Consider the following 25,322-nt stretch of genomic DNA (forward strand, 5'->3'; position numbering starts at 1 on the left):
GGGCCGCCGAGGCGGCGCGCCGCGGGGCGGCCGGACGAGGCCCGCGCCCATCAACCGAGGGGCGGCTTGTAGTCCACGGGCAGGATCAATCGGTCGCCGGGATAAATGACGTCCGGGTCCTGTCCGGGCAAACCGTTCGGATACCGGCCTTCCATGCGGTCGTTCAGCCAGGGATTGAGCGCGTAGATCTGCGCCTTCACCGCGGTGTCGTAGCCGGCAATCTTCTCGACAAAGTCGCCCGTCTCGACCACGTAGACGTTCTGCTTGGCCGGTTCATCCGGCGCCGCAGGCAACGCAGAACCGCCGCTGTCCGTCGACGCGTTGAAGGCCGAGCCACCGCCTGCGACCCAGCCATCAAACTCGCCGCTGTTACTGGGATCCAGCTGCACCTTCTTGTCGCCCTTGGTGTAGAGCATCCGTGCTGCCGGGTCATAAGACACGATGCCATACGGATTGCCATCGGCACCGGCGGCCTTGGGGTCGAAATACCACTTTCCGTCGGCAAAAGCCATGTGCGTGGTCTTGTCGTGATAGCGCCTGTCGCCGTCGTCGTAGCTGAAACGCGTGTTCTTCGTCACGTCGACCTTGGCTGGATCGACGGGCAGTGACAGGAAGTTGCCGACGTTAGGCGGCGTGATCGGTGACGGCGCCTGCGGCGGCAGCGGCATGCCGTTGGCCTGCATCCAGTTCTGCCAGCCGGACTTGCTGGTCGCCTCGACCGGCAGAGTGTGGCCAGTGCCACCTCTGGCGTAGGTGTTCGTCCTGGCGACCGGGTCGTAGAACACCAGCCCGTCCTTGCGCGCAGGCGTGGTGCCCATCATGTTGCCGATCCTCGCGTCGTAGAACCAGCGGCCATGGCCGTCCCAGTAAGTCTGGGACACGGGGTCTTCGTAACGCTTGGTCTGGCCGTTGAAGCCGATGACCGTGTACTTCGACGTATCGACCTTGGTCGGGTCCAGCGGCAGCGCGAGGAAGGCCTGGTCTTCCTGCGTGATGGGCACCTTGCCGTCCTTGTCGAGCTTGTCGTCCATGTGCTCGGCTGCAACCAGCATCGCGTCCAGCACCTTGGTACCGGTGTGATTGACGTAATCGATGAACTTGGCCGGGTCGCCCCCCTGCGCCTCGTAGGCTTTCAGGAATCCGTCGACCTTGGCATCACTGCTCCACCAGTCGTGCTCGTCCATCACCTCGGCATGGGCATGGTCCAGACCCGCGCCTTTCATGAAGGCACGGTCGTGGCTTTCGTAGCTATTGATGTTCGAGCGGTGGTCGTAGGCCCAGTTAGCAAAGGCGGTGCCCATGTAGAGGAGGTTGACCGCCCAGCCGACCGGGTTGTCGCCCAGCACGGCGAACTTGAGAACGCTCTTGCCGCCCTCACCCACAGCCTCCTTGAACAGGAAGCGCTTGATTGAACCGTCGAGCAATTCCTTGGTGCCGTCCATTTGCTCGAAGAAGTTGAGGAACGCGCTGTTGCCCAGGGTTCGCCAGCCGTTCTTGGCGCCGGCCGCGTAGGCCTGCTTTCCGGCTTCGCGCAGGCCCAGCTGCTCGGCTACAGCGGCGTAGGCAGGGTCATTCAGAGCCTCCTTGCCGATCAAGCGCAACACCATTTCGCGCACTTGAAGGTGCAGCAATACGGAGTCATTCGCAAGGTTGGTGCCCTGCGTGACAAGCTTGAAGACATTTCGCTGGTTACCGTCAAGCTCGGCAGCATTGAAGATCACGCCGCTCAGGTCCCATGCCACCGCGATGGTCATCAGGCCGACGAGTTGCTTGACCAGAGGCGGGGTGGCCGCCACCGCGAGTTGCGTCCAGCGATCACGCAAGGAGCCATTCTTCAGATACAGGCTCCAGCTGTCCTCACCGCTCTTCGCGGCATCGAAGATGCTGCTGCCAACCTTCTTGATCCCCGAGTCGATCTTGTCTGCAGCCCACTTGGTTCCGCGGGTCACCGCGTTGTTTCCCAACCCGAGGCTGTGCGGCTGAATGCGGGCCACAGCCAAGCCCGCCTGCATCAGGTGGAAGCCGGCAAAGCCCCCTACGAGGCCCAACAGCAACAACTTCCGAGCCGGGCCAAACTTGCCGCCGATCTCCAGGTTGTCCGCCAGATACACAGTCATGATGGCTTGCAGGGTGCCACCGGCACCCCAGACAGCAGCGCCTGCGAAGAATGGCAGATGTCCGATACGGGTGGCTTCAATCGGCCCGTCCGGCGTGGTGACGAACGCCTTGCCAGCCTCTCCCTTCCCAACGACGTAGCTTTCCGCCAGGAACTCAGCCATGTCACCAAACAACTGCGCACCCAGCCCGTAGCGCTGCGCGTCAAGCGCACCGTTCTTCATGTCCTCGGAGAGCAGCCCCCGTGCAATCTGCCCCCCCATGCGCCGGCCGGCGGCGTTGCTGCTCAGGATGATGGTGGTGGACTTCTCATCCGCCATCACCTTGCTGCTGCGGTCCTGCACGTCCTTGTAGGCCTTCAGCTCACCCAGGTCCTTGCTGTAGAACTTGACTGACTCCGCGGTGCGCACGAGGCGATAACCCAATTCGTCGAAGGCCTTGAAGCCCTTCCTCACGGCCTCGGCCAACTTCGGGTCCTCCGCCGTCATCGCCTGCTGACCAGCGCGGAACTGTTCCTCCGTCATGTTGGGAGAGTGCTTGCCCTGCACCAGCAGCGGCCCCATGCCCGTCATCGTCTCATCGGAAGTGCTATCCACCTTCTTCTGCAGTTGCGCCAGCCCCTGGCTGATGGCGCTCAGCATGGAGTCCTCCCATGCCTTGCGCTGCTTCTCGTCGACCTTGCCAAGTGCGCCCCGGCCGACCTCGTCGAGCTTCATGTTCTTGATCTCGGCGACGGTCTGCAGTGCCAGCGTCGCGTAGCCGTTGCCCACCGCATCGTTGAAACCGAGCTTCGTGATGTCGAACGCAGGCTTCGTCGCGATCAGATGGGCCGTGTCCTTGATGGCCTTCTCAATCTCCGGGCTGTCGTACTGCTTCTTCACGACGTCGCCGCCCTCGGCCGCCACATCGACGGCCTGCGAGAGTGCGTCGGCAACCCTGATGCCGGCGCTGATGTCCGCGCCGTAGGGTTGGCCGTCCTTGCCCTTGGGCGATGACGTGTAAATGTCATCGACGATCTTCGCGATGGTCGGCTGCGACTTGTTGATGATCTGTGCGGCGATCTGCGGCGTCACGCCAGCATGCTTGGCCGGGTCGGTGAGGTCGCGCAGCGCCTCGGCACCGAACGCCGTGCCCTTGGTGCGGTGGGTCTCATCGACATTGGCAGCAGCATTGGTGACGTAGGTGTCGACCACCCCCTTCACACTTGCATCCCCCATCACCAGGCGCTTGAGCGACGGGTCCACACCCTTGGGCAGTAGCTGGCCCAGCTTGTCGAGCTGCGCCTCGTTGCCCAGCACCGCCGTCTCGTTGATACGGCGGATATCCGTGGCGGCCTTCACCACGACGGTCAGCTCCGGGTCGTCCTTGTAGCGGCTGGCAAGCTGCTCGGCGGCATCCGCCAGCGGGTCGTCGGAGCGAACCATCAACCCGTCGGGCAGGTTCTTGTAAGTCTCGTCCAGATCGGTCTTCACGCTGCCGAGCAGGTCCTGCTGCGCCGCCTCGTACTGCTTGCGGGCCGCCTGGATCTGCTCTCCGGTGACGCTCCTGTCGCCTTCTCGCTCGCGGCCGCTGAGGTCGTCGAGCGTGGCGGCCTTGCGGTTGACCTCGTTGAGATGGCTGTTCGTCAAGCGCTGGGCCGGGGTCTCGTTGAGCACCGTGTGCTGGGCATCGGCAACCATCTTTTGCATCAGCGGGTCATCGCGGAAGCGGTCGGCGATGCCATGCGCTGCGTCTTCGGTGGCCACCTTGTTAGCCGGGTCGGCCCTGTAGGTGAGTCGCAGTTCGGCCGCCACAGCCTGTTCAGCCTTGGCCTGGTCCTCGTTGGCCACGGTGCGGCGGGCGGTGTACATCTCCCAGCCCGCTGGGTCGTCCTCGGGCGAGGTCTTGCCGAGCTCGGCCTGCAGCTTGTCAGCCACGATCTTGCTGGTCTGCGCCTGCTCGACGCTGAAGCGCGTGTAGGCCGCGGCGATGTCGGGGTCACCGGCATTGCCGACGCCCGGTCCGGTCAGCCCGTCGGGCGACGACAGGTAAGCTGCCGTCAACGCGCGCGCTTGCGCCGACTCGCCGAGCACCGAACCGGGCGCTGAGTTGGTGGGGGCATCGGCATTCAGGCTCAGCATCACCATGTCGCGCAACGCGCTCTTGCCGGTCGGCAGCGCAGAGAGTCCGGTCCCCAGCAGGTCAAGGGTGTCGGCATGTCCGCCCGTGGATTTGGACTTGGCCGTGTTCGACAGGATCACGTCGGCGATGTGTCTGGTCTGCGCAGGATCACCGGCCGCATCGGTGGCCGTGGCCAGGTCGCTGACCAGCGCGCGGTATTCCGCCTGGTCATCGATGCCCGTGGTCTTGCCGGACTGGCCATCGGCCGGCAGGTCGGTGCGGCGCGCGTCCTTGCCAATCATCTCGGCGATCTTGCTGATCACCGGCTCCGCCTTGGCCATTAGCCGCTTGCGCTGCTCAGGGCTCAGGTTTGTGCTGCCCTCGGCCAACGCCAGCTGCTGTGTAGCGGCTGCGGCGCCCGACTGGTCGTAGACGTCCTGGATCTGCCTGGCATATCCGTCGACGTCATGCTGCGGCGCTGACTGCTTCGGCATCGCCCAAGCGGAGAGCGGTGGTTTTCCATCGAGAGCGGTGGGGGCCAGCGGACCTTGCCCGTTGAGAGAGGGCACGCCGCTGTTGGCGTTGTCCGCGGCCGGCGGCCCGTAGAAGGCGGCGGTCGCCTTTGCCTTGTCGGCCTGCTTCTGCGCGTCCTGCGTGGCGGCCGACGGTGCCGATGGGGCACGGTCGTCCTGCGCGTCCTTCCACCTGGCCTGGGCGAGGCCATGCTCCTTCTCCTTCAACACGGCCTGGGCTTCGGCTTTGAGCGCATCGGCTTGCTTGGCCTCGAGTTCGGTCTTGGCCTGAGCGGCCTCGTCCTTGTCCTTCGGGGCTTGGGTTTCTCGCGCCTTGGCCTCGGCTTCCATCGCAGCTTTGCGCGCGGCTTCGGCGCGACGTTGAGCCTTCTCGGCGGCGATGCGGGCTTCCTCGGCGCGGCGTCGCGCTTCCTCGGCAGCGCGACGTGCAGCCTCCTCGGCGCGGCGGCGCGCCTCTTCGGCCGCCTGTGCGGCGTCATCCCGGCCGACGAAAGAACTGGACCCGATGGCGTCAAGCATGCACTCTCTCCTTGTCTATGGCAGATGGGCCTGGCGGCCCGACGATCAACAGTAGTTGCAGGGGTGTCGGCATCGCAACTACGAACCCACGTAGAAGCTCAGCTATCACCGTGGGCCCACTGCAGCAGCCGGGCCACCGGCGCATACAGCGAGCGCGGGATCGGGCGGTCCTGCGGCACCTCGTCGTACAGGCGCTCGGCCAGCGCGGGGTCGAAGGCCATTGGCACCAGCAACTCGCCCGCCACGCGGCGGATCTGCGCGGCCATCTCGGCCTCGCCGCGGGCCAGCACGCGGGGCAGGTCGTGCTCGCCGAGGTATTGCAGCGCCACCGCCACGCGCTGCGAATGGATAACGGCCGAGGCCATGCGCACACGGTCCGCCAGGCTTGCGTACACGGCCTCGAAATGCGCGTTGCGGCGCCGCGAGCGATTGAGCGGGTCACCCTCGGCGTCCTTGTGCTCGCGGCGCACCTCGTCGATGGACATGCGCAGGCCCTTGATGAACTCGTAGCGCGTGTGCGCATAGTCCACGCCCGCCATCAGCGCGTACACGAGGCCCGCCCAGGCAAAGCTCTGCAGCACCAGGCTGGCGCCGACGCTCAAGGCGGCCGACGGCGTTGCGTAGCCGAGTTTCAGCGCGGTATCGAGGCAGCCGCGGATCACCAGCCACATCACCGACGCGAGCAGTGCGGTCTTGACCCCCATCTTCAACAGGTTGACCAGGTTGCGCGTCGAGAAGATCTTCTGGAAACCTTGCGCCGGGTTGAGCCGGTTCACGTCGGGTTTGAGGCGCTCCCACGCCAACAGCCCGCCCACCTGCGCGAACGAGCCGACCAAACCGCCCACCGTCGCCACGGCTGCCATGCCCAGCGTCGTGATCACCAGCACGCGCGTGGCGTGCAGCAGCAGCGCGTGCATGCCCTCATCCGGTGCGACGAACAGGCGCGCGCTGGTGGCGTGCAGCCAAAGCTCGCGCCACATGCCAAAGATCGTGGCGCCGGCCAGCCACAGCGCCAGCACGACCAGCAGGAACACGACGCTGGATGCCACGTCGTGGCTGAACACCACCTCGCCCCGCGTACGCGCGTCGCGCAGGCGCTTCGGGGTCGGGGCCTGGTCCTTCTCAGCCATTGCGGGGCCTCACCTTGGCCGCATGGCCGAGCGCAGGAACTCCAGCACGCCGTTGTCGGGCCGCAGGAACTGCTGCAGCGAATCCCACAGCACGTACATGAACAGCATCATCATCAGCGCGGCCAGCAGGCTTTTCAGCGGCTGCGTGCTCTGGAACACGTTCAACTGCGGCGCGACGCGCTGCAGCAGCCCGACGCCCAGCTCCACCAGCATCAGCACCAGGATCACCGGCGCAGCCAGCTTGACGATCCACGTGAAGAGCGTGTCGCCCTGGCGGATGGCGAAGGCCTCGATGACGCCGGCCAGATCGGGGAAGAAGTCGGCCACCGGCCACAGCCGGTAGGAGTCCACCACCGCGCCCACCAGCGCCAGCATGCCGCCCGCCGACACGAAGAGGTTGATGACGACCCAGCCGAGGAATTCGCCGGTGGGGCCGTTGTCATGCCCGGCCACGGGGTCGAAGAAGGCAGCGTTGCCCGTGCCGGTCTGGAAGTCGATCAGGTCACCCACGCTCTGGATCGCCCAGAAGAAGATGCCGAAGCCCAGGCCCAGCATCACGCCGATCAGCGCCTCCTTGGCGGCGATGGCGACCCACATCGTCACCGACAGCGACGGCATGTCGCCCGCCAGCGGCGACATGAACAGCGCCAGCATCAGCATCAGCGAGTTGCGCGACATGCCGGTGATGACGTGCGGCGACAGAAACGGCGTGACGGCGAACACGGCGAAGAGCCGCGGCATCGTTAGCGCGATGGATGCGAGCAACTGCTCGGGATGGGTGAAGACGGACTCGTCCATCAAGCCCGCCTCGCCGCCGACCACAGCTGCACCGAGGCTTCCTCGGTCGCCTCGTCCTGCCGGTGCTCCTGCTGCGCCCGCTGCTCGGCCTGGGCGCGTTGCTGCATCTGCCTGGCCTTCTCAAGCTCCCCGCTGATGCGGCGCAGCTGCCCCCGGCTCGCGTCGAGCTGCTCTTCGGCATGCGCCACCACGGCCTGCGCCTGCGCCACGGCCTCGCCGGCCGCCACGATGCGCGCATCGAGCGCGTGGCTCCAGGCACCCGCCTGGCGCATCTGCGCGACGCTGCACGCGCCCTCACCCACCGCCGCCACGGTGGTCTGCCAGTGCTGCGCCTTGGCCTGGTGCTGCTGCCGCCACTGCTGCTCGGCCTCGTGCGCCCTCGCCTCGCAGGCCTGCAACGCGCGCTGGTCGCGCCCGACCGCCTGCAGCGCGCCGCGCTGGTGGCGCTCGCGCACGTCGGCCAGCAGCTTCCAGGCGATCGCCATGTCACACGCCTTCGGCGAGCCGCCGCAGCGCCGCCAGCGTCTGCTCCAGGTCTTGTCGCTCGCCGGGTTTCTGCGCGAGGAATTGCTGCGTCGCCGGGCGGCGCTGCACCGCCTGGTCGGCCAGCGTGTCAGCGCCACGGCGGTACTCGCCGATCTGGATCAGCAGCTCCAGCTCCTGGTACTTGGCCATCAGGGAGCGCAGGCGCCCGGCCGCCTGCGCATGCTCGGGTGCCGCCACGGCCGACATCACGCGGCTCACGCTGGCCAGCACGTCGATGGCGGGGTAGTGGTTGGCCGCGGCGAGCTTGCGCGACAGCACGATGTGGCCATCCAGGATGGAGCGCACCTCCTCGGCGATGGGGTCGCTGTCGTCCTCCCCCTCGGTCAGCACCGAGTACACGGCGGTGATGGAGCCGCGCTCGCCCTGCCCTGCGCGCTCCAGCAGCTGCGGCAGCATCGAAAAGATCGACGGCGGATAGCTGCGCCGCGTCGGCGGCTCGCCGCTGGCCAGGCCGATCTCGCGCTGGGCACGCGCAAAGCGCGTCAGCGAGTCCACCAGCAGCAGCACCTTCTGCCCCTGGTCGCGGAAGTGCTCGGCGATGGTCGTGGCGACATAGGCCGACTTGATGCGCTCCATCGGCGGCCGGTCGGAGGTGGACACCACCATCACCGTGCGCGCCATGCCCTCGGCGCCCAGGCTGTTCTCGATGAACTCCTTCACCTCCCGGCCGCGCTCGCCGATCAGCGCCACCACGTTCACGTCGGCCGTGGAGCCCCGCGCCAGCATGCCCAGCAGCGTGCTCTTGCCCACGCCGGGCGGTGAGAACACGCCCACGCGCTGCCCTTCGCCGAGCGTCAGCAGGCCGTCGATCGCGCGGATGCCGGTGACCAGCGGCTGCGCCACCATGCGGCGCGCCAGCGGGCTCACCGGCTGGCGCTGCACCGGCATGCGCGCCAATGCCTTCAGCGAACCTTTGCCGTCCATGGGCTCGCCCATCGCGTCGAGCACCCGGCCCAGCAGCCCTGGCCCGACGGGACACACGTGGCCGCGGCCGGACGGCACCACCTCCGTCAGCGCGGAGATGCCGGTGGTCGGCCCCAGCGGCGTCAGGATGGCCACCTGCTTCTGAAAGCCCACCACCTCCGCCAGCAGCGGCGGCTCGCCCGGCGTGCGCAGCTCGCAGAGCTCACCGACATGGGCCTGGATGCCGGTGGCGTCGATCAGCATGCCCACCGCCTTGCTGACGCGGCCACGCACGCCGACGGTGGGCAGATGGCCGAAGGCGCGCGACAGGTCGTCGACGAGGCTTTGCGTGGCCAGGTCGTCCATCAGCCCTGCTCCACTTCCGGCAGCAGCCCGCTGCGCTCCACTGCGGCGCGGAAGGCGTCCAGTTGCGCATCGACGCCGATCTGCAGCGTGCCCGAGGGCGTCTGCAGCACGCAGGCCTGCGCCGGCAGGGCCGGGTCGGCCACCACGGCCAGCGCCTGGGCCCAGGGCAGCTCGCCGGCAATCTGGCGCAGCGCGGTGCGCACATGGGCCTCATGTGGTGGCGCCACGCGCAGCGTGACGAAGGGCTCATGGCGCACCAGCGTGTCCACGCGGCGCAGCGCGGTCTCCAGCAGCGCCGCCGGGTCGGCCTCGGCGAGGAACTGCCGCACGGCCTGCGCGACGATCTGCGCCATCGCCGCGCGCAGCGCCTGCAACTGGCGCTGCGCGGCCAGCGCGTCGCCCACCAGCTGCTGCGCATACTCGGCCCGGGCGGCCTCCAGCCCTTGCTCATGGCCTTGGCGGCGGCTGTCTTCGGCCTGGCGCTGGGCCTGCTGCTCGATGCGGCGCGCCTCCTGCCGCGCGGCCTCCACCACGGCCGACGCGTCCAGCAGCGCGGCGTACTCGGCCTCCTTCAGCACCTTGCGCTCGCTGAGCAGCTGCAGGTTCTCGGTCGTGATCAGAAAAGCCAGTCCCATTGCGGCAGTCTTTCCGGAACGATGCACAGCAGCATCAGCTCCCTGAGTTGTTCGAGCTGGCGCGGCTGCAGCGGCGGCACGCGCAAAAGGCTCACGCGCTGCGGCAACTTGCGCCGGATGCGCTGCAGCACCGCCGGCCCCTCGGGCAGCACCGCACCGGCGAGAAGCCGGTAGCCGCGCTGCACCATCACGTGGCCGGCCGCATGCGGGTGCTGCTGCAGCCGCTCGGTGTCGACCCGGATGTGCGTGAGCTGCGGCACGCGGTCGAGCACGAAATCGACCGCATCGTCGGCAATGCGCCGCGCCTGCCGCCGCACCTGACCACCCAGGCCACCGCGCACGCCGAACAGCGGCTTGTGCGCGGCCATGCCGCAGTAAATGGCCAGCAGCCGCAGCGAGGCGGCGTCCATCAGGTCCAGGCGCTTGAGCTGCGAATCGAACTGCAGGTCCGGAGCCTCGTCGGCGAGGCCGCGGGCGCGCAGCACCTGGCCCAGCACCGCACGGCCTGCAGGCCCGAGGCGTGCGATCGTGCGGTGGCGAACCGGCCAGTCGGGCGGCAGCCAGCTGGGGTGCAACTCGTCTTGCGGGTGCAGACCCTGGCGCAGCGCCAGCCGCAGCATGTCGAGCGGGCCATGCTCGGCCGCGGGCGGCACGAGGTCGACGGTGGGCTGCACGGTTCGCATCAGCGTCGCATCAGTTGGCGCCGCGCCCAGGTGCGCCAGTCGACACCCTGGCGGCGCAACAGCCCGGGCAGCGCGACCACGCAAGCCAATGCGGCCACGAGCAGCACGGCGAGCGCGATCGTCGTGCGGTCGAGCTGCAGGCCGCCGACGTCATAGCGCGGCGGCGGGTCGTTGGCGGCCTGCGCTGCGCCGCCGGGGCGCCGCGCTTCCACCAGCGACAGCGAGACCTGGTCATGCGACAGGCCCTCGATGCTGTGCGCCACCATGTCCTTGACGGTTGGCGCCAGCAGACGCAGGTCCACGTCGGGCCGGTACTTGATGAACACCGCCGCCGACGACGGCTTCATCTTGTCGCTCAGCGGGTCGTTGGCCGGGATCACCACGTGCACGCGTGCGGCCACCACGCCGTCGATGGTGCGCAGCGTCTGCGACAGCTCCTGTGACACCGCATAGATGTAGCGCATGCGCTCTTCCGACGGCGTGGACACCAGGCCCTGCTTCTGGAAGACGTCGCCCATGCTGGCGTAGCGGTCATGCGGCAAGCCTTGCGAGCGCAGCACGTCGAGCGCCGCGGGCAGCCGGCTTTCCTCGACCTTGAGCTGCCAGAGGCCGCCCTCGGCAGGCGCCTTCTCGGCAGGGATGCTCTCCGAGGTCAGCGCGGCCAGCATCTCGTTGGCCTCACGCTCGGTGAGGCTGGAATACAGGTCGACCTTGCAGGCGGTCAGCGCCAGGCACAGGGCCAGGGCCGCGGTGATGCGCAGCTGCCTAGCCATTGTTCTTCAACAGCGAGTTGAACTGGTTGCTGCAGGCGCTGGCGAGCGCGCTGCACATGTGCATCTTGCTGAAGTAGGTCATCGAGTCGTTGCTGAACTTGACGATCTCCATCTGCGCGCGGCCGAACTCGACGGCGGCGGTCTGCGGGTCGCCCAGGTCGGCCGCCGGCACCATGCGGTGGGCCATCAATTCGCTGGCCCCGGGTCGCTGGCCGAAGAACTGGTCGGCGACGCTGGACAGCGACTGCAGCGAGCCGGTGTCGCTGGCCGATGGGCGGACCATGTAGCCGGCGAACTGCTTCGCCTCGGCCGGATCGATCGCGGCCGGCGCCGTGGCGGTGGCCTGGACCGCAACGGCTGCGGCATCAACGGGTTGGACCATGATGACCTCGCTGGGGTTGGAGGGATGAACCGAAATGCCGCCCCGGCACCGGGGCGGCGAGACGCGGGAAGGTCAGACCTTCTGCGACTGCTGGCGAACGTCGCTGGCCGCCTGCAGGACCGTGTTGGTCTGCTGCGCGTTGGCCGACGTGATGGCCGCGGTGCGTTGGGCGCTTTGCGACGTCACGGTGCTGAAGATGGTCAGCTGCTTGTTCTGTTCCAGGATTGCCTTGCTGTCCAGTCCGGACTCGGGTGGGGAAACGGCCATTGCTTGACTCCTAACGTCAAAAGTTGATGACATGACAAAAATCGCCCCCACCCGGGTGGACGGAGACATTCCGCACGAAGGCCAGGCCTGCGGTGCGAAATCCTGTGGCGCTCATCGCGGCCCTTCCTTGCCTGGTGACACCACCAGACCGTCGGCCTCGATGCGCTTGAGTTCGGCGCCCGACTTGAGCACCGCCCCCTCGTAGTAGCGGCTGCCATTGGCGAGCTGGATGTAGCTCATGCCGTTGGCGTCCTGCGTGATGCTCACCATGCGCGACGGCAGCACGCCCTGCCAGGCCTCCCACTGCGCGCGCTGCTGCTCAGCGGCACGGTCGGCCTGAGGCCTGGGCCGCACCTGCACCTGGTCGGACACCAGCACCGCCGGGTGCAGGTCGTCGGCAAGGCGGCGGATCTTCTGGCGCACCGAGTCGTCCTCGGCGGCGCCGGCCACCACCAGCCGGCCCTGGCCGGCGTAGGTCATCGAGATGCCGGGGTCGCTCACATAGCGGCGCGCCTGCTCGACGATGTCCTCCGCCGCATGCACGCTCGTGCTGACCTGCCGGCCGAAGGGCGCCATGGCCTGGGCCAGCGCCTGCTTGCGTTGGCGCGATTCGACGTAGCCGCGCACGTTGAAACGGCCACCGGCCACCGCCACCACCTCCACCTCGGGGAAAGGCTTCAGGGCCTTCTCCACCTCGGCCAGATCGACGGTGGCGGCGCGTGCCGAGTTGCCCGCGCTGCCGGCCCACGCCAGCACGCCGGCCGCACCACCGACGGCAAGCAGCACGACCGCCACGCTCAGCCACGGCGAGCCACGGCGCGCGGGCGCCTGCAGCAGTGCGGCGGGCGGCGTGTCGCCCGGCATGATGCTTTCCGCCCACTCGGACGCCGGGTCGTCGTGCTCGGGCGCGGGGTAGATGCGGTCGATCTGGAAGTCGATGCTGCCCACCGACACGATGTCACCGGCCACCACGCCCTTGCGCTGCGCCTGCACTTCCTGGCCGTTGAGCCGCACGGAGGCGGCGCCGACCTTCTGCAGCGACATCGCCAGTTCACCCACCGTGAACACCAGGTGGCGCGGCAGCACGTCACCGCCGGGCAGCATGACTTCGCACTCGCCCGACGCGCCCAGCGTGTTGACGCCCGGCTTGAGCGCAATGGTGCGCCCCTTGACCGCGCCACTGAGGAAGCGCAGGCACCACCCCGGCGCGGTGGCCGGCGCAGTGGCCGCGGTGTGAGCCCGCGCGTTCATTGGGTGGGCTCCTGCTGAACCGGGAGCGGCTTGGTTCCCGGCGTGACGAGCCGCGGCGTCAGCAGGTAGAAGCGCTCCATGTTGTTCTGCTTCTTCTCGCTGTACTGGAACAGCTTGCCGAGCACCGGGATGCTGGACAGCAGCGGCACGCCCGACGTCGCGTTGGCCTTCTCTTCGGAGGTGTAGCCGGCGATGAGCAGGCTCGCGCCCTCGTCCACCAGCGCCTGCGTGTTGACGGTGCGCCGCCGCACGACAGGGATGCGGTCGACGGTGTTGCTGCTCAGGTCACCGTCCTCGATGTCGATGGACATCAGCACGCCGCGGCCTTCCTTGTCGTCGACGATCAAGGGCGTGACGCGCACGGCGGTGCCGGCCGTGACGCTGTACAGGCTGGAATCCTGGAAGCCGTCGACCCTCACGTAGAACTCGCTCAGGTTCTCCAGGACCGCCTCGTTGTTGTCCAGCGTCAGCACCTTGGGCCGGGCGATGAAGTTGGCGTTGCCCTTCTGGGCCAGCGCGCTGACGCGGGTCAGCAGGTAGTTGCGCAGGTCGTTGCCGATGGAGGCCGTGAACAGCGCGCCCAGCGGCGTGCTGGCGTTGCCCTGCCCGTTGACGGAGACAACCTGGCCGGCCTCGGAGTTGGCGTTGCCAAAGGTCAGCGGCGGCAGGTTGCCGCGGCCGATCTGCAGGTCGCCGTGGCGGGCATGCAGCCGCCAGTCCACGCCCAGGCTGTCCAGCGTGTTGGTGCTGATATCCATGATCGTGACCTCGATCTCGATCAGGCGCGGCCGCACGTCCATCGTCTGGATCAGCTTTTCGTAGCGCGCCATGCGCTCGGGCGTGTCGCGCACCAGCACCGCATTGAGCCGCGTATCGGGCTGGAACTGCGGCAGCTCACCACCGGAGAACTCCGCGCCACCGCCGTCAACGTCGTCCTCGGCTGCGCTGCCCTCACTGGACAGCTTGGCGATGCCGGCGCCGTCGCTGACGCCGAGCTTGGTGCGCCGCACCGACCCGGTCACGGCCGACGGCGCCGCCGCCCGCGCCGCGCCGGTGCGGCCATAGAGGTTGCGCAGCACCGTCGCGACGCCGGGGATGGACACCTGCTTGCCGGCCCGGTTGATCTTGAAATCGGCGGCCCACGCGTACTTCAGCGGGAACACCTGCACCTCGGCGCTGTCGCTGCGCGCCGCGCGCTGGTCGATCAGCCGCACGGTCTGGCGGACCAGCTCCACATAGCGCTTCGGGCCCGACGCGTAGACGTTGCCGTCCGACTCGCTGACCTGCAGCGGATAACGGGCGTCGGCAATCCTGAGCCGGGTGAGCGTGTCGGCAATGCGCTGCGCGTTCTTGCCGGAGATGGCGAACACCTCGCTGCGCGTGTCGGCCGCCGGGTCGACGAAAAGGAAGGCGCCGTCGTAATACCAGGTCAGCCCGTTGGACGCGCAGATGTTGCTCAGCACCATCTGCACCGCACCGGGCTGGCTGCCGGTGATCGCGAAGCGGCCGCTGATGGTGCCGCTGACCTTGCCGTCGATCACCGCGGTGACGCCCTGCGACGCGGCGAGCTCGCGCAGGAAGTCGCCCACCGGCTTCTCGTTGGCCTCCATGCGGAAGGGCCGGCCATTGCGCGGCAGGTCGGCCGCCACGGCTGAACCGGCCAGCCATGCCACCAACGCGCCGACAAGGCAGCACCGCAGAACGTGAAGAGAGCGCAGCAGCATCAGGTCAGCGAAGCCAGGGTTTGGAAAGCGCGCTCAGCGAAGCGCAGCACGTCGCGGCCCAGCCAGCCGGCGGTGGCCACGACGGCGATCAGCACCACGATCAGCCGCACCGACTGGCCGATGCTCTGGTCCTGGATCTGCGTGACCGCCTGCAGCACCGCCACGATCAGCGAGGTCAGCGTGGAGACGAGCACCATGGGCAAAGACACCATCAGCACGATCAACAGTCCTTCGCGCGTGATGTCGAGGATGTTCTGAGGGGTCATGCGGCCTCGGCGATGGGTGGCAAGGCCTGGGGCTGAGGGTTGGTGACCCAGCCGACCGGCTGCAGGGCGACGTCCTCGTCGACCTCCTGGTACGACAGCACCGGCAGATGCGGCGCCACCGGCTCGAGCAGCGTCTTGATGTAGCGCCGCGTGTCCGACGACACGATGGCCACCACGCGCTGCTGCGCGCCACCCAGGATGCGGCGCACCTGCTCGCGCACGTCCTGCGCCACCGCGGGGTCGAGCAGCAGCAGGTTGCCGCGCGGCGAGCGTTCGATGGACGCCTGCACGCGGTCGATCAGGCTGGACTCGAAGAGGATGGCGTGCAGCTCGCGCCGCGCGCCCACGTGGCGGCTGGTGATGAAGCGGCCGAGATCGATGCGCACCAGCTCCGTCAGCGCCACGACGTCGGCCTCGGTGGGCGCCCAGATCGCCAGGCTCTCGAAGATGGCATGCAGGTTGCGGATGGGCACGTTCTCCTGCAGCAGTCGGCGCAGCACCTCGGCCAGGCGTTGCAGCGGGACGGCGCGGGCCACCTCCGCGGCCAGTTCGGGCACCTCGCGCTGCGCGGCATGCAGCAGCCGCTGCACCTCCTGCAGGCCAATCAACTGCGCGATGTGGCGGCGCACCGTGTGGTCCACATGCAGGCTGAGCACGTCCTCACAGTTCCAGGCGCGGCTGGCCGCCGGCGGCGCATCGACCCACACGACACGGGCGAAGGGGCCGAAAGGCTCCACCACCTCGGCGCCCGCAGGCGGCGCGACGGCCTCGGCCGCATCGAGCAGCCACCAGCCGGGCCGCAGCAAGCCCTGCGAGACCACGACGTCCTGCACCAGCACCTGGTACTGGTTCTCGGCCAGGCCATCGGCCCAGCCGACCTGCACGCGCGGGAACACGGGCCCCAGGTCACTCTCGACGCGCGCCTTGGCGGCGGCCATGCGCTGGTCCAGCACGGGGCGGTCCAGGCGGCCGCGCAGGCCCGTGGACAGGCGCAACTCCAGCGGTGCGGCGATGGCGCCCTGCACCACCTCGTCATCGCCCATGTCGGCGTAGGACATCCAGGCCGGCGTGCGGCGGCTGTCCAGCAGCCGGCGCGTCAGCAGCCCGGCCCCCAGCACCACCAGCGCGAGCGTGCCGAAGACCCACTTCGGAAACCCGGGCACCAGCAGGAAGCTGGCGGTGGCCAGGCCGGCGATCACCAGCGCGCGGGGATGCGCCGTCAACTGGCGGCTGATCTGGCTGGCCAGTTGACCCTCGTGCGGCTCGCCGTCCGCCGAAACGCGGGTGATGACCACGCCGGAGGCGATGGACACCAGCAGCGACGGGATCTGCGACACCATGCCGTCGCCGACGGTGAGGATGGCGTAGCGCTGCAGCGCGCCGCCGATGGTCATGTCGTGCATCAGCGTGCCGATGGCCAGGCCGGCGAGGATGTTGACCAGCGCGATGACGATGCCGGCGATGGCGTCGCCCTTCACAAACTTCATCGCGCCGTCCATCGCCCCGTGCAGCGAGCATTCCTGCTCCAGCTGCTGGCGGCGCTTTTGCGCCTGCACCGACGACAGCACACCGGCGCGCACGTCGGCGTCGATGCTCATCTGCTTGCCGGGCATCGCGTCCAGCGCGAAGCGTGCCGCCACCTCGGCCACCCGCTCGGAGCCCTTGGCGACGACGATGAACTGCACGATCGCGATGATCAGGAACACCACGCCACCGACCACCACGTTGTTGCCGACGATCAGCTTGCCGAAGGTGTCGATGATGTGACCGGCATTGGCGTGCAGCAGGATGAGCTTGGTCGACGCGATGTTCAGCGCCAGCCGGAACAGCGTCGTGAACAGCAGCAGCGACGGGAAGGTGGACAGCGACAGCGCCGACGGCACATACATGGCCACAATGAGCAGCGTCAGGCTCATGGACAAGTTAGCGGCGATCAGGAAGTCCAGCAGCGGCGTCGGCAGCGGCAGCACGAACAGCGCGACGATGGCCACCAGCATGCCGGCCAGCAACAGGTCGTTATGGCGGCCCGCGTTGGCGATCAGGTCCTTCAAACGACTGCGCCGGGGCAGGTGTCGTTGCAGTGCATTCGGTGCAGGTTCAGCCATGCGAAGCACTCTACGGCGTGACTTTTTGACGCACCACTACGAGTCCCCGTAGCGCCGCTCGCAGCGCGCGGTGCTACGGATTCACGTAGTTCCTCGAAGCCCCGCGGATGGCTACGCTCGCCGCGTGCTGATGCCTACCGCCGTGATCAAACTGAGCGAATCGAGCGCGTTGACGCGCCTGCCCGCGCCAGCCTGCCTCGCCCTCAACCGCCTCTACAACCGACGCGCGCCACCCGTTGATCTCGCGCTGCGAGGCGGGACGCACCGCCTGCGGTGGCGCTTTGGCGGCGCCCCGGATTTCACTGAACTGGCGCGTTATCGATTCCGCCTTGGCCCCCACACGGGCTGGCTGGCGCTGGACCCGCCCGCGCAGGCCGCCCTGCTGCAGGAGCGCGGCCATGCGCTGCTGCCGGCCGAGTTGCGCTACGTGCTGCTGGCCGATGCGCTGCAGCCCGTGGCCGCCGCGCTGGAGGCGGCGTTGCGCCTGCATTTCGAATGGTCGCCTGGCGAACCAGACGACGCCGAGCTGCTGCCGCCGCTGGAAGCCGCCGCGCGCTTCACCGTCGCCGCAGACGGCGAAACCTGGCCGTGGCATGGCTTCGTGCTGTTCCAGGACCCATCGGCGCTCGACAAGCTCGTGCCGGCCTTGCCCAAGGCTTCAGCCGGCCCCGTGGGTACCGGCTTCGACGGCCTTCGCGTGCCACTCGCCTTTCGCATCGGCGACAGCGTGCTGACGATCGCCGAGGTTCGCAGCATCCGGCCGGGCGACATCGTCAGCGTCGAACGCTGGACCGCGGCTGGCGCGGGCCTCGTCGTCCAGGCCGAACTGGGCGGCCCGGCGGGCCGGCAACTCATCGCGCGGGCCGAGGGTTCGCGCATCACCGTCACGCAATGGAGAGATACCTTGATGCACCGAGATGAGCTTGCCACCGCCGGCGAGGGCGACGACGCGGCGGGTCTGCCGCTGGACCGGCTCGATGCGCTGGAAGTGGCGCTGCGCTTCGAGGTGGGTCACCTGACCCTGTCGCTCGGCGACCTGAGAAACATCGGCCCCGGCCATGTGTTCGACCTGACGCAGCCGCTGAACCGCAGCCCCGTGCGCATCCTGGCGCACGGCAATGTGCTGGGCAAAGGCTTCCTGGTGGCGGTCGGCGAGCGCCTGGGCGTGCGCGTCTCGGAGTTCGCGCCGACCGAGCTGAAGAGCTGACGATGAACATGAACGGCATGCCCGAGCCCATGACGCTCGTGGCGCTGATTCTCGCGTTCGGGGTGGCGCCTTTCGTCGCGATGATGGTGACCAGCTACACCAAGCTGGTCATCGTCTTTGGCTTGCTGCGCACGGCGCTCGGGCTGCAGCAGACGCCGCCGAACATGGTGCTCAACGGTCTCGCGATCATCCTGTCGGTCTACATCATGGCGCCGGTCGGCATGGAAGTGGCCGATGCACTGCGCCACCGCCAGTTCGGCGGGAAGAGCGAGGGCTGGAACGACGTCGTGGCAGTGCTGGACGCCGGCAAGGCGCCGCTGAAGGCGTTTCTGCAAAAGCACACGCAAGAGCGCGAACGCCAGTTCTTCCTGAAGTCGGCCGCCGCCATCTGGCCCAAGGAGCAGGCCGAGAAGCTGCATGCCGACGACCTTCTCGTGATGGTGCCCAGCTTCACGCTCAGCGAGCTGACGCGGGCATTCCAGATCGGCTTCGTGCTCTACCTGGTGTTCGTTGTCGTCGACCTGATCGTGGCCACGGTGCTGCTGGCGCTGGGCATGTCGATGATCTCGCCGACCACCATTTCGCTGCCGTTCAAGCTGCTGCTGTTCGTCATGCTGGACGGCTGGGCCCGCTTGATTCACGGGTTGGTGCTGTCTTACCGGTAGAGAAGCGCCTTCGCTGCTTCGATTCGCAGTGCCAGCGCTGCGGTCTCGTCGTTCAGCACCTGCTGCAGGAAGCGCCTCGGGTCGACGTCCGATGCGCTTTCGGCCGGCTCGCCGCGCGGTGGGCTCCCACCCGTTTCCGACCACGCCGGCGGGGCAGTCGCCTTGAACGCAACCGGCGGGAGGCGCTGCATCGCGGCGTCGAAGGCCGCCTGACCCATGGGCTCCACCCGCGCCAGCAGGTCCGCCTGCCCGTCGACCCCGGGCTCGACGTCCAGCCAAGGCGTGTCCGAGAAGATCGGCGCGAGGTCGGGTGCGATGAAGGCCGACCAGTTGCCGGTTGTCCCGAATTGCGCGGGGACGGGCGGGACCGACCGGCACTCGTCGCCGCTCCACGGCTGCAGCCTCACCCGACCCTGTGCAACGCCCGGGAGATAGCGTGCGCACAGGCGCGACAGGAAGTCGGCTGCCCGCGCGGCATTGACCGGCGACTGCAGGGAGAACCACAGCTGCAGACCGTCGCTGCCCGACACAGCGATGGCCGGTGCGGGCAGCCGAAGCTCCTCTTGCACGCCGTGCCACACCTTTGACAGCTCCTCCCAATCTGCAGGACCGGCGAGCTCCATGACCATCCCCCTGGCCATGCCGGGCATGTCTGCACGCTGATCATCAGAGGACAGCAGGAACAGGCGATGGAGCTCGGCTTGAAGGCGGTTCATTTGGGCGGCGACGGCGGTTGGACTGGCCAATCTACATGGTTCTGACCCGGCACCCATGGCCCGGGAACGCCGAGCCTCACGACCAGGCTGCCGCTTGCGGCTGCGCCACTGCTAGGTCAGCCCACGCAACTCTCTCAAGGCCACCGACAGCATCGCCGCATCCGGCGCCGGCACGGCACGCAGCTCGCCGAGCAGCTGCTCCGCGCGCTCGATGGTGCGGCCATTGCTGGCCTGCCAGGCCTCGACCTGCGCGGTGGGCGAGTCGCTGTCGCCACCGCCCGCCAGCACCGAGCCGGTGATGGAACGCTGCAGGCCCCACAGGTCGTCGAGCATGGCGCCCTTGGCGAGCATCTGCCAGTGCTGATCGCCGGGCAAGGCGGTGATCTTGTCGCGCAGCCAGGGCATGCCCAGGCGGTTGGCGAGATCGAAGTAAATGGCCGCCACCAGCTCCACAGGCCAGCGCGCGCTGCCGGCGATCTCGGCGATGTCCAGCGTCGCGTACAAGGTACCGAAGGTCACCACGCGCTCGGCCAGTTCGCGTGGCACGCCGCCGGCGACATAGCTGGCCGCCGCCGCGTCGACACGCGCGCGCTCGTCGGCATCCAGCAGCTGCGGCAGGCGAGCCGCAAGCTTGGTGACGTTGGACGTGAAGTGCTCGATGGTGGCGCCCATGTCGTCCACCAGCCGGTTGGAGCGCAGGAACCACTTGGTGCCACGCTCAAGCTGGCGGCTGGTGTCGATCAGCATGCGCGACTGCATCTCGTCGGCCACCTTGTTGTCCAGCGCCTCGGTGCCCTGCCACAGGCTCACCATGCCGAAGATCTCGCGGCTCAGCAGGTAGGCGCGCACGATCTCGAAGGCGCGGGCGCCGGTGGTCTCCAGCAGGCGGTGCACGAAGGTGCTGCCCACCCGGTTGATCATGCTGTTGGTGACGTGCGTGGCGATGATCTCGCGCTTGAGCGGGTGGCGCTGCATGTAGCCGGCGAAGCGGTCCTGCAACTGCGTGGGGAAGTAGCGCACCAGCGCGGTCGACACCCAGGGGTCGTCGGGCAGCGTCGAGCCCAGCAGCTCGTCGTAGAGCCAGATCTTGCTGTAGGCCAGCAGCACCGCGCGCTCAGGCGCGGTCAGGCCCAGGCCCTTGCCGCGCCGGTCGGCGATCTCCTCGTTGGACGGCAGGTACTCGATGGCGCGGTCCAGCCGGTCGGCCTTTTCCAGGTACTGCATGAAGCGCGCCTGCGCGTCCATCAGCTGCGGCGCCATATGCCCCGTGACCGAGAGCACCTGGGTCTGGAAGACGTTGTCGCGCAGCACCAGCGCGGCGACATCGTCCGTCATCTGCGGCAGCAGCGTGTTGCGCTGCTTGTCGGTCAGCTCGCCTTCACTGACGGCCAAGCCCAGCAGGATCTTGATGTTGACCTCGTGGTCGGATGTGTCGACACCGGCCGAGTTGTCGATCGCGTCCGTGTTGATGCGCCCGCCCGCCAGCGCGTACTCGATGCGACCGCGTTGCGTGCAACCCAGGTTGCCGCCTTCGGCAAACACCTTGCAGCGCAGCTCGCCGCCGTTGACGCGCAGCGCGTCGTTGGCGCGGTCGCCGACCTGGGCGTGGCTCTCGGTCGCGGCCTTCACATAGGTGCCGATGCCGCCGTTGTAGATGAGGTCCACCGGCGCCTTCAGGATGGCGTTGACCAGCTCGGTCGGCGTCATCGCATCGGCCGTGATGCCGAGGGCCTGCTTCACCTCGGGCGTGATCGCGATGGACTTGGCGCTGCGCGCGTGCACGCCACCGCCGGTCGAGATCAGCCCGGCGTCGTAGTCGGCCCAGGACGAACGCGGCAGCTTGAACATGCGCTCGCGCTCGACGAAGGACGCTTCGGCTTGCGGGCTCGGGTCCAGGAAGATGTGACGATGGTCGAACGCCGCCAGCAGGCGGATGTGGCGCGACAGCAGCATGCCGTTGCCGAACACGTCGCCCGACATGTCGCCCACGCCCGCCACCGTGAAGGCGGTCGTCTGCGTGTCGACGCCCATCTCGCGGAAGTGGCGCTTGACGGACTCCCAGGCCCCGCGCGCCGTGATGCCCATGGCCTTGTGGTCGTAGCCCACCGAGCCGCCGGATGCGAAGGCATCGCCCAGCCAGAAGCCGTACTCCTTGCTGACGCCGTTGGCGTAGTCCGAGAACGTGGCCGTGCCCTTGTCGGCGGCGACGACGAGGTAGGGATCGTCCTGGTCATAGCGCCGCACCAGCGGCGGAGGCACGATCTTGTCGCCCACGCGGTTGTCCGTGAGGTCCAGCAGCCCGCGCAGGTAGTTCTGATAGCAGGCCACGCCCTCCTTCATGAAGGCCTCGCGGTCGGTCGACGGCGGCGCCTTCTTCAGCACGAAGCCGCCCTTGGAGCCCACCGGCACGATGACGGTGTTCTTCACCATCTGCGCCTTCACCAGGCCCAGCACCTCGGTGCGGAAGTCCTCCGGCCGGTCCGACCAGCGCAGGCCGCCGCGCGCCACGCGGCCACCGCGCAGGTGCACGCCCTCGAAGCGGGGCGAGTAGACGAAGATCTCGAACATCGGCTTCGGGGCTGGCAGGCCCGGCACCTTGGACGAGTCGAACTTGAACGACAGGAAGCTGCGCCGCCGGCCCGCGCCATCGCGGGTCCAGAAGTTCGTGCGGGTCGTGGCCAGCATCAGCGCCAGGTACTGGCGCAGCACGCGGTCCTCCGACAGGTTGTCGACCTGTTCCAGCGCGGCCGTGATGGCCTTGACCTGCTCCGCGGCCTGGGACTCGGCGTTGGCGCCGCCGGCCGGGTCGAAGCGCAGCTCGAAGAGCCGGGCGAGCTGGGCGGCGATGGGCGCGTGCGCCACCAGCGTCGCTTCGATGAAGGATTGCGACAGCGCAAAGCCGATCTGCCGCATGTACTTGGCGTATGCGCGCAGCACGACGATCTGCTCGGCCGTCAGGCGCGCCGCGACGACGAGGCGGTTGAAGTCGTCGTCCTCGACGTCGCCGCGCAGCACGGCAGCAAAAGCGTTCTCGAACACCTGGTGCAGTGCGGCGACCTCCACGTCGGCATCGGCCAGGCCGGACATCAACCCGAAGTCATGGATCCAGATCGGCGCCGAGTCCAGCGGTGCGATGCGGTAGGGGTGCTCATCCAGCACCTTCATGCCCATATGCTCCAGCATCGGCAGGCTGGCCGACAAGGTCAGCGGCTCGCCCCGGCGCAGCAGCTTGAAGCGCAGGTGGCCGGGCGGCGCCTCCAGCGGGCGGTACAGGTTCATGCCCAGCGGTTCGGCATCGCTGAGGCGGGTCATCAGCTCGACGTCGGGCACCGCCGCGCGGGCTTCGAACTCCTCCCGGTAGGAAACCGGGAAGGCGCTGCCGAACTGGCGCAGCAGCTGGATGCCGCGGGCCTCGCCTGTGGCCTCGACCAGCGCCGTCTTCAGGTCGTCGTCCCAGCGCCGTGCGGCCAGGGCCAGGCGCGCTTCCAGCTCGCGCACGTCGAAGGCCGGAATGCGACCCGGCTGTGTGCGCACCGTCATCTGGATGCGTGCCAGCACCGACTCCGACAGGTGCACGTTGAACTCCGACCCGCTGCCGTTGAAGGCTTGCAGCAGGATGGCCTGCCACTTCTGGCGCAGCTCGGTCGTGTAGTGCTCGCGCGGTGCGTAGATCAGGCAGGACAGAAAGCGCTGGAACGGGTCGCGCCGCACGAAGAGCCTGAAGCGCTGGCGCTCGCCCAGGTGCAGGATGCCCACCGCCGTCTGCAACAGGTCGTCGTTGCTGGTCTGGAACAGCTCGTCGCGCGGATAGGTTTCGAGGATGTTGATCAAGGCCTTGCCGGCATGGCCGCCCGGCGTGAAACCGGCGCGCGCGACGACGTCGGCCACCTTGCGGCGCAGCAGCGGGATGTCGGCCGGGTTGGCGCTGTAGGCGGTGGACGTGAACAGGCCGAGGAAGCGGTCCTCGCCGCAGACCATGCCGTCGGCGTCGAAGCGCTTGACGGCCACATAGTCCAGGTAGCCCGGCCGGTGCACCGTGGAGCGCGCGGTCGACTTCGTCACCACCAGCAGCTCGGGCCGGCGCACCTGGGCGCGCACCTCGGCCGGCAATGCCGCAAAGGCGGCCACCGCGTCCAGCGACGCCACGTCGTGCAGGATGCCCAGGCTGGAATCGGGCACCACGGTCAACACATCCTGCCCGTCGACACTGGCCAGGCCGTGGCGGCGGTAGCCCAGGAAGGTGAAGTGGTTGTCGGCCAGCCAGCGCAGGAAGTCCAGCCCCTCGGCGAGCTCGTCGGCCGCGAGCGGTGGCGACTGCCCCTGCAGCTCATCGACGATGTCCAGCATGCGCTGGCGCATCGCCCGCCAGCCGACCACCGCCGACCGCACGTCGTCCAGCACGCGCGTCACATCGGCCGCGAGCGCGTCCAGCCGGGCCGGCTCCGGCATGCGGTCCACCTCGACGTGGATGAACGATTCGCGCACCCCGTCGGCGGCCAGGCCCTGCAGCGTGCCGTCGGCGTCGCGGTTCACCGCCATCAGCGGATGGATGATCAGGTGCAGCGTCAGGCCGTGGCGGTTGACCTCCATCGTCACCGAGTCGACCAGGAAGGGCATGTCGTCGTTGACGATCTCGATGACGGTGTGCGTCGACTGCCAGCCATGTTCGGCAATCGTCGGGTTGAACACCCTCACCCGCGCACGGCCCAGCTCGCGCTTGCGGGCAAAGCTCCAGTGCGACACGGCCGCACCGTACAGGTCCGCCACCTGCCGCTCGGCCAGCTCCTCCGGGTCGACCTGGCCGAAGTACCTCTGCACGAAATCCACCAACGCCTCGCGATGGTCGGCGGCGGTCTTGCCGCGCACCAGCTTCACGACTTCGTCCATGCGTTCGGCCTGCGGGCCGGTTTGGTGTGTCTGCGCCAGCATGTTTGTCTCCTGTGTGGTCATCGAATTCACGACACCTGACGCCCCAGCGGGTCACCTTGTGCCGACGGAGTCTGCCCCTTCGGTTGCATCAAGTCCCTGGACAGGCTCGCGCGTCAGCGGCGGCATGGCCAAGCGATGGGCGAAGGTTACGCCCGCATCAAGGCAATGGCCCCGTGCCGCCCGAAACCGACGAACGGCAGCGCAGCGGCGGGCCGCGATCCCTAGAATTCCGCGGCCCGGCTTGCGGGCATACAGCCGCTCACGCAGCCTTCGAGGTGCCGGTCATGAAGCAGCAACAGCCCTTTCGCAGCAGACACGCCCGGCGCGCGCCGCTGGATGCGATGCTGGCGCGGCTCGAGCCGGCCTTGCAGGGCTACCCGGTGAAGGAACTGGTCGAGCTGTGGGCGGCCGTTGAAGAACCCGAGGACACGGCAACGGGCACGCTGGTCGAGTTGTGCATCAGCAGCTGGATTGCGCGCCTGGATGTCGAGGGTGCCACAGCGCCCTTGGGCGATGAGCCGCTGGACGACCTCGGCGCCCGGCAACGCTGCGCTCGCCATGCACTGGCGCTGGTACGGGCCCGGTTCCGGCGCAGCGCGGGTGCAGTTGCCATGACGCCAGATCCTTCGCCACCATCGCGCTGACGGTCATTGCCGGCCCAGATGCACGTGGCGCCTCGATCAAGGCGCCCTGCGCGTGTCCGGTCGGA

The 25,322-nt window shown here is 68.4% G+C and carries 19 protein-coding genes; 3 read left to right on the forward strand and 16 right to left on the reverse strand.

Annotation, left to right across the window (positions count from 1 at the left end):
* Nucleotides 1-50: 50 nt before the first annotated feature.
* The 14 genes from AC1D29_RS22765 to sctV form a co-directional block, all read right to left on the reverse strand.
* Nucleotides 51-5,267 (reverse strand): LysM peptidoglycan-binding domain-containing protein, encoded by a 5,217-nt coding sequence (locus AC1D29_RS22765; protein WP_477901731.1) that lies wholly within the window; start codon nucleotides 5,265-5,267, stop codon nucleotides 51-53.
* Nucleotides 5,268-5,365: 98 nt separating this feature from the next.
* Nucleotides 5,366-6,397 (reverse strand): EscU/YscU/HrcU family type III secretion system export apparatus switch protein, encoded by a 1,032-nt coding sequence (locus AC1D29_RS22770; protein WP_477901733.1) that lies wholly within the window; start codon nucleotides 6,395-6,397, stop codon nucleotides 5,366-5,368.
* Between the two features lie 9 nt (nucleotides 6,398-6,406).
* Nucleotides 6,407-7,195, reverse strand: a complete 789-nt coding sequence (gene sctT / locus AC1D29_RS22775; RefSeq protein WP_477901735.1) for a type III secretion system export apparatus subunit SctT — start codon at nucleotides 7,193-7,195, stop codon at nucleotides 6,407-6,409.
* Entirely contained in the window at nucleotides 7,195-7,680 is a 486-nt protein-coding gene (locus AC1D29_RS22780) for a serine kinase (RefSeq protein WP_477901737.1), read from the reverse strand. The genes sctT and AC1D29_RS22780 overlap by 1 nt, the downstream gene beginning before the upstream one ends.
* 1 nt (nucleotide 7,681) lies before the next feature.
* Nucleotides 7,682-9,010 (reverse strand): type III secretion system ATPase SctN, encoded by a 1,329-nt coding sequence (gene sctN / locus AC1D29_RS22785; RefSeq protein WP_477901739.1) that lies wholly within the window; start codon nucleotides 9,008-9,010, stop codon nucleotides 7,682-7,684.
* Nucleotides 9,010-9,645, reverse strand: coding sequence for a type III secretion system stator protein SctL (sctL, locus tag AC1D29_RS22790; protein ID WP_477901741.1), 636 nt, complete (start codon nucleotides 9,643-9,645; stop codon nucleotides 9,010-9,012). Before sctL ends, sctN begins: the two co-directional genes overlap by 1 nt.
* A complete protein-coding gene (locus tag AC1D29_RS22795; protein WP_477901743.1) occupies nucleotides 9,627-10,328 on the reverse strand; it encodes a type III secretion system protein in 702 nt (233 codons plus the stop codon). Before AC1D29_RS22795 ends, sctL begins: the two co-directional genes overlap by 19 nt.
* Nucleotides 10,328-11,101, reverse strand: coding sequence for a type III secretion system inner membrane ring lipoprotein SctJ (gene sctJ, locus AC1D29_RS22800; RefSeq protein WP_477901745.1), 774 nt, complete (start codon nucleotides 11,099-11,101; stop codon nucleotides 10,328-10,330). Before sctJ ends, AC1D29_RS22795 begins: the two co-directional genes overlap by 1 nt.
* A complete protein-coding gene (locus AC1D29_RS22805) occupies nucleotides 11,094-11,483 on the reverse strand; it encodes a hypothetical protein (protein ID WP_477901747.1) in 390 nt (129 codons plus the stop codon). Before AC1D29_RS22805 ends, sctJ begins: the two co-directional genes overlap by 8 nt.
* Nucleotides 11,484-11,555: 72 nt before the next feature.
* Nucleotides 11,556-11,750 carry a hypothetical protein gene (locus AC1D29_RS22810; RefSeq protein WP_477901749.1) on the reverse strand — a complete coding sequence of 65 codons (195 nt, stop codon included), beginning with the start codon at nucleotides 11,748-11,750 and terminating at the stop codon, nucleotides 11,556-11,558.
* A gap of 111 nt (nucleotides 11,751-11,861) precedes the next feature.
* Nucleotides 11,862-13,001, reverse strand: coding sequence for an FHA domain-containing protein (locus AC1D29_RS22815; RefSeq protein WP_477901751.1), 1,140 nt, complete (start codon nucleotides 12,999-13,001; stop codon nucleotides 11,862-11,864).
* Nucleotides 12,998-14,674, reverse strand: a complete 1,677-nt coding sequence (sctC, locus tag AC1D29_RS22820; protein ID WP_477901753.1) for a type III secretion system outer membrane ring subunit SctC — start codon at nucleotides 14,672-14,674, stop codon at nucleotides 12,998-13,000. The genes AC1D29_RS22815 and sctC overlap by 4 nt, the downstream gene beginning before the upstream one ends.
* 50 nt (nucleotides 14,675-14,724) lie before the next feature.
* Nucleotides 14,725-14,991 carry a type III secretion system export apparatus subunit SctS gene (gene sctS, locus AC1D29_RS22825; protein ID WP_477901755.1) on the reverse strand — a complete coding sequence of 89 codons (267 nt, stop codon included), beginning with the start codon at nucleotides 14,989-14,991 and terminating at the stop codon, nucleotides 14,725-14,727.
* Entirely contained in the window at nucleotides 14,988-17,096 is a 2,109-nt protein-coding gene (gene sctV / locus AC1D29_RS22830; RefSeq protein ID WP_477901757.1) for a type III secretion system export apparatus subunit SctV, read from the reverse strand. The genes sctS and sctV overlap by 4 nt, the downstream gene beginning before the upstream one ends.
* A gap of 142 nt (nucleotides 17,097-17,238) precedes the next feature.
* Here sctV and sctQ point away from each other — a divergent pair, with 142 nt between their 5' ends.
* Nucleotides 17,239-18,303 carry a type III secretion system cytoplasmic ring protein SctQ gene (gene sctQ, locus AC1D29_RS22835; protein WP_477901759.1) on the forward strand — a complete coding sequence of 355 codons (1,065 nt, stop codon included), beginning with the start codon at nucleotides 17,239-17,241 and terminating at the stop codon, nucleotides 18,301-18,303.
* 8 nt (nucleotides 18,304-18,311) lie between these two features.
* Nucleotides 18,312-18,968, forward strand: a complete 657-nt coding sequence (sctR, locus tag AC1D29_RS22840; RefSeq protein WP_477902251.1) for a type III secretion system export apparatus subunit SctR — start codon at nucleotides 18,312-18,314, stop codon at nucleotides 18,966-18,968.
* On the opposite strand, the gene AC1D29_RS22845 is transcribed toward sctR, so the two are convergent.
* Nucleotides 18,959-19,684, reverse strand: coding sequence for a hypothetical protein (locus AC1D29_RS22845; protein ID WP_477901761.1), 726 nt, complete (start codon nucleotides 19,682-19,684; stop codon nucleotides 18,959-18,961). The genes sctR and AC1D29_RS22845 overlap by 10 nt on opposite strands.
* A gap of 111 nt (nucleotides 19,685-19,795) precedes the next feature.
* Nucleotides 19,796-24,613 carry an NAD-glutamate dehydrogenase gene (locus AC1D29_RS22850; RefSeq protein ID WP_477901763.1) on the reverse strand — a complete coding sequence of 1,606 codons (4,818 nt, stop codon included), beginning with the start codon at nucleotides 24,611-24,613 and terminating at the stop codon, nucleotides 19,796-19,798.
* 173 nt (nucleotides 24,614-24,786) lie between these two features.
* Between AC1D29_RS22850 and AC1D29_RS22855 the strand changes: the two genes are divergently transcribed.
* Nucleotides 24,787-25,257 carry a hypothetical protein gene (locus AC1D29_RS22855; RefSeq protein ID WP_477901765.1) on the forward strand — a complete coding sequence of 157 codons (471 nt, stop codon included), beginning with the start codon at nucleotides 24,787-24,789 and terminating at the stop codon, nucleotides 25,255-25,257.
* The last annotated feature ends 65 nt before the right edge of the window (nucleotides 25,258-25,322 follow it).

This window comes from Roseateles sp. P1_C6, assembly GCF_056406315.1.

What these genes read in the sequence shown, in the direction of transcription:
- AC1D29_RS22765 (WP_477901731.1), bottom strand. Translation starts at nt 5,267, where the DNA reads ATGCTTGACGCCATCGGGTCCAGTTCTTTCGTCGGCCGGGATGACGCC.
- AC1D29_RS22770 (WP_477901733.1), bottom strand. Translation starts at nt 6,397, where the DNA reads ATGGCTGAGAAGGACCAGGCCCCGACCCCGAAGCGCCTGCGCGACGCG.
- sctT (WP_477901735.1), bottom strand. Translation starts at nt 7,195, where the DNA reads ATGGACGAGTCCGTCTTCACCCATCCCGAGCAGTTGCTCGCATCCATC.
- AC1D29_RS22780 (WP_477901737.1), bottom strand. Translation starts at nt 7,680, where the DNA reads ATGGCGATCGCCTGGAAGCTGCTGGCCGACGTGCGCGAGCGCCACCAG.
- sctN (WP_477901739.1), bottom strand. Translation starts at nt 9,010, where the DNA reads ATGGACGACCTGGCCACGCAAAGCCTCGTCGACGACCTGTCGCGCGCC.
- sctL (WP_477901741.1), bottom strand. Translation starts at nt 9,645, where the DNA reads ATGGGACTGGCTTTTCTGATCACGACCGAGAACCTGCAGCTGCTCAGC.
- AC1D29_RS22795 (WP_477901743.1), bottom strand. Translation starts at nt 10,328, where the DNA reads ATGCGAACCGTGCAGCCCACCGTCGACCTCGTGCCGCCCGCGGCCGAG.
- sctJ (WP_477901745.1), bottom strand. Translation starts at nt 11,101, where the DNA reads ATGGCTAGGCAGCTGCGCATCACCGCGGCCCTGGCCCTGTGCCTGGCG.
- AC1D29_RS22805 (WP_477901747.1), bottom strand. Translation starts at nt 11,483, where the DNA reads ATGGTCCAACCCGTTGATGCCGCAGCCGTTGCGGTCCAGGCCACCGCC.
- AC1D29_RS22810 (WP_477901749.1), bottom strand. Translation starts at nt 11,750, where the DNA reads ATGGCCGTTTCCCCACCCGAGTCCGGACTGGACAGCAAGGCAATCCTG.
- AC1D29_RS22815 (WP_477901751.1), bottom strand. Translation starts at nt 13,001, where the DNA reads ATGAACGCGCGGGCTCACACCGCGGCCACTGCGCCGGCCACCGCGCCG.
- sctS (WP_477901755.1), bottom strand. Translation starts at nt 14,991, where the DNA reads ATGACCCCTCAGAACATCCTCGACATCACGCGCGAAGGACTGTTGATC.
- sctV (WP_477901757.1), bottom strand. Translation starts at nt 17,096, where the DNA reads ATGGCTGAACCTGCACCGAATGCACTGCAACGACACCTGCCCCGGCGC.
- sctR (WP_477902251.1), top strand. Translation starts at nt 18,312, where the DNA reads ATGAACGGCATGCCCGAGCCCATGACGCTCGTGGCGCTGATTCTCGCG.
- AC1D29_RS22845 (WP_477901761.1), bottom strand. Translation starts at nt 19,684, where the DNA reads ATGAACCGCCTTCAAGCCGAGCTCCATCGCCTGTTCCTGCTGTCCTCT.
- AC1D29_RS22850 (WP_477901763.1), bottom strand. Translation starts at nt 24,613, where the DNA reads ATGCTGGCGCAGACACACCAAACCGGCCCGCAGGCCGAACGCATGGAC.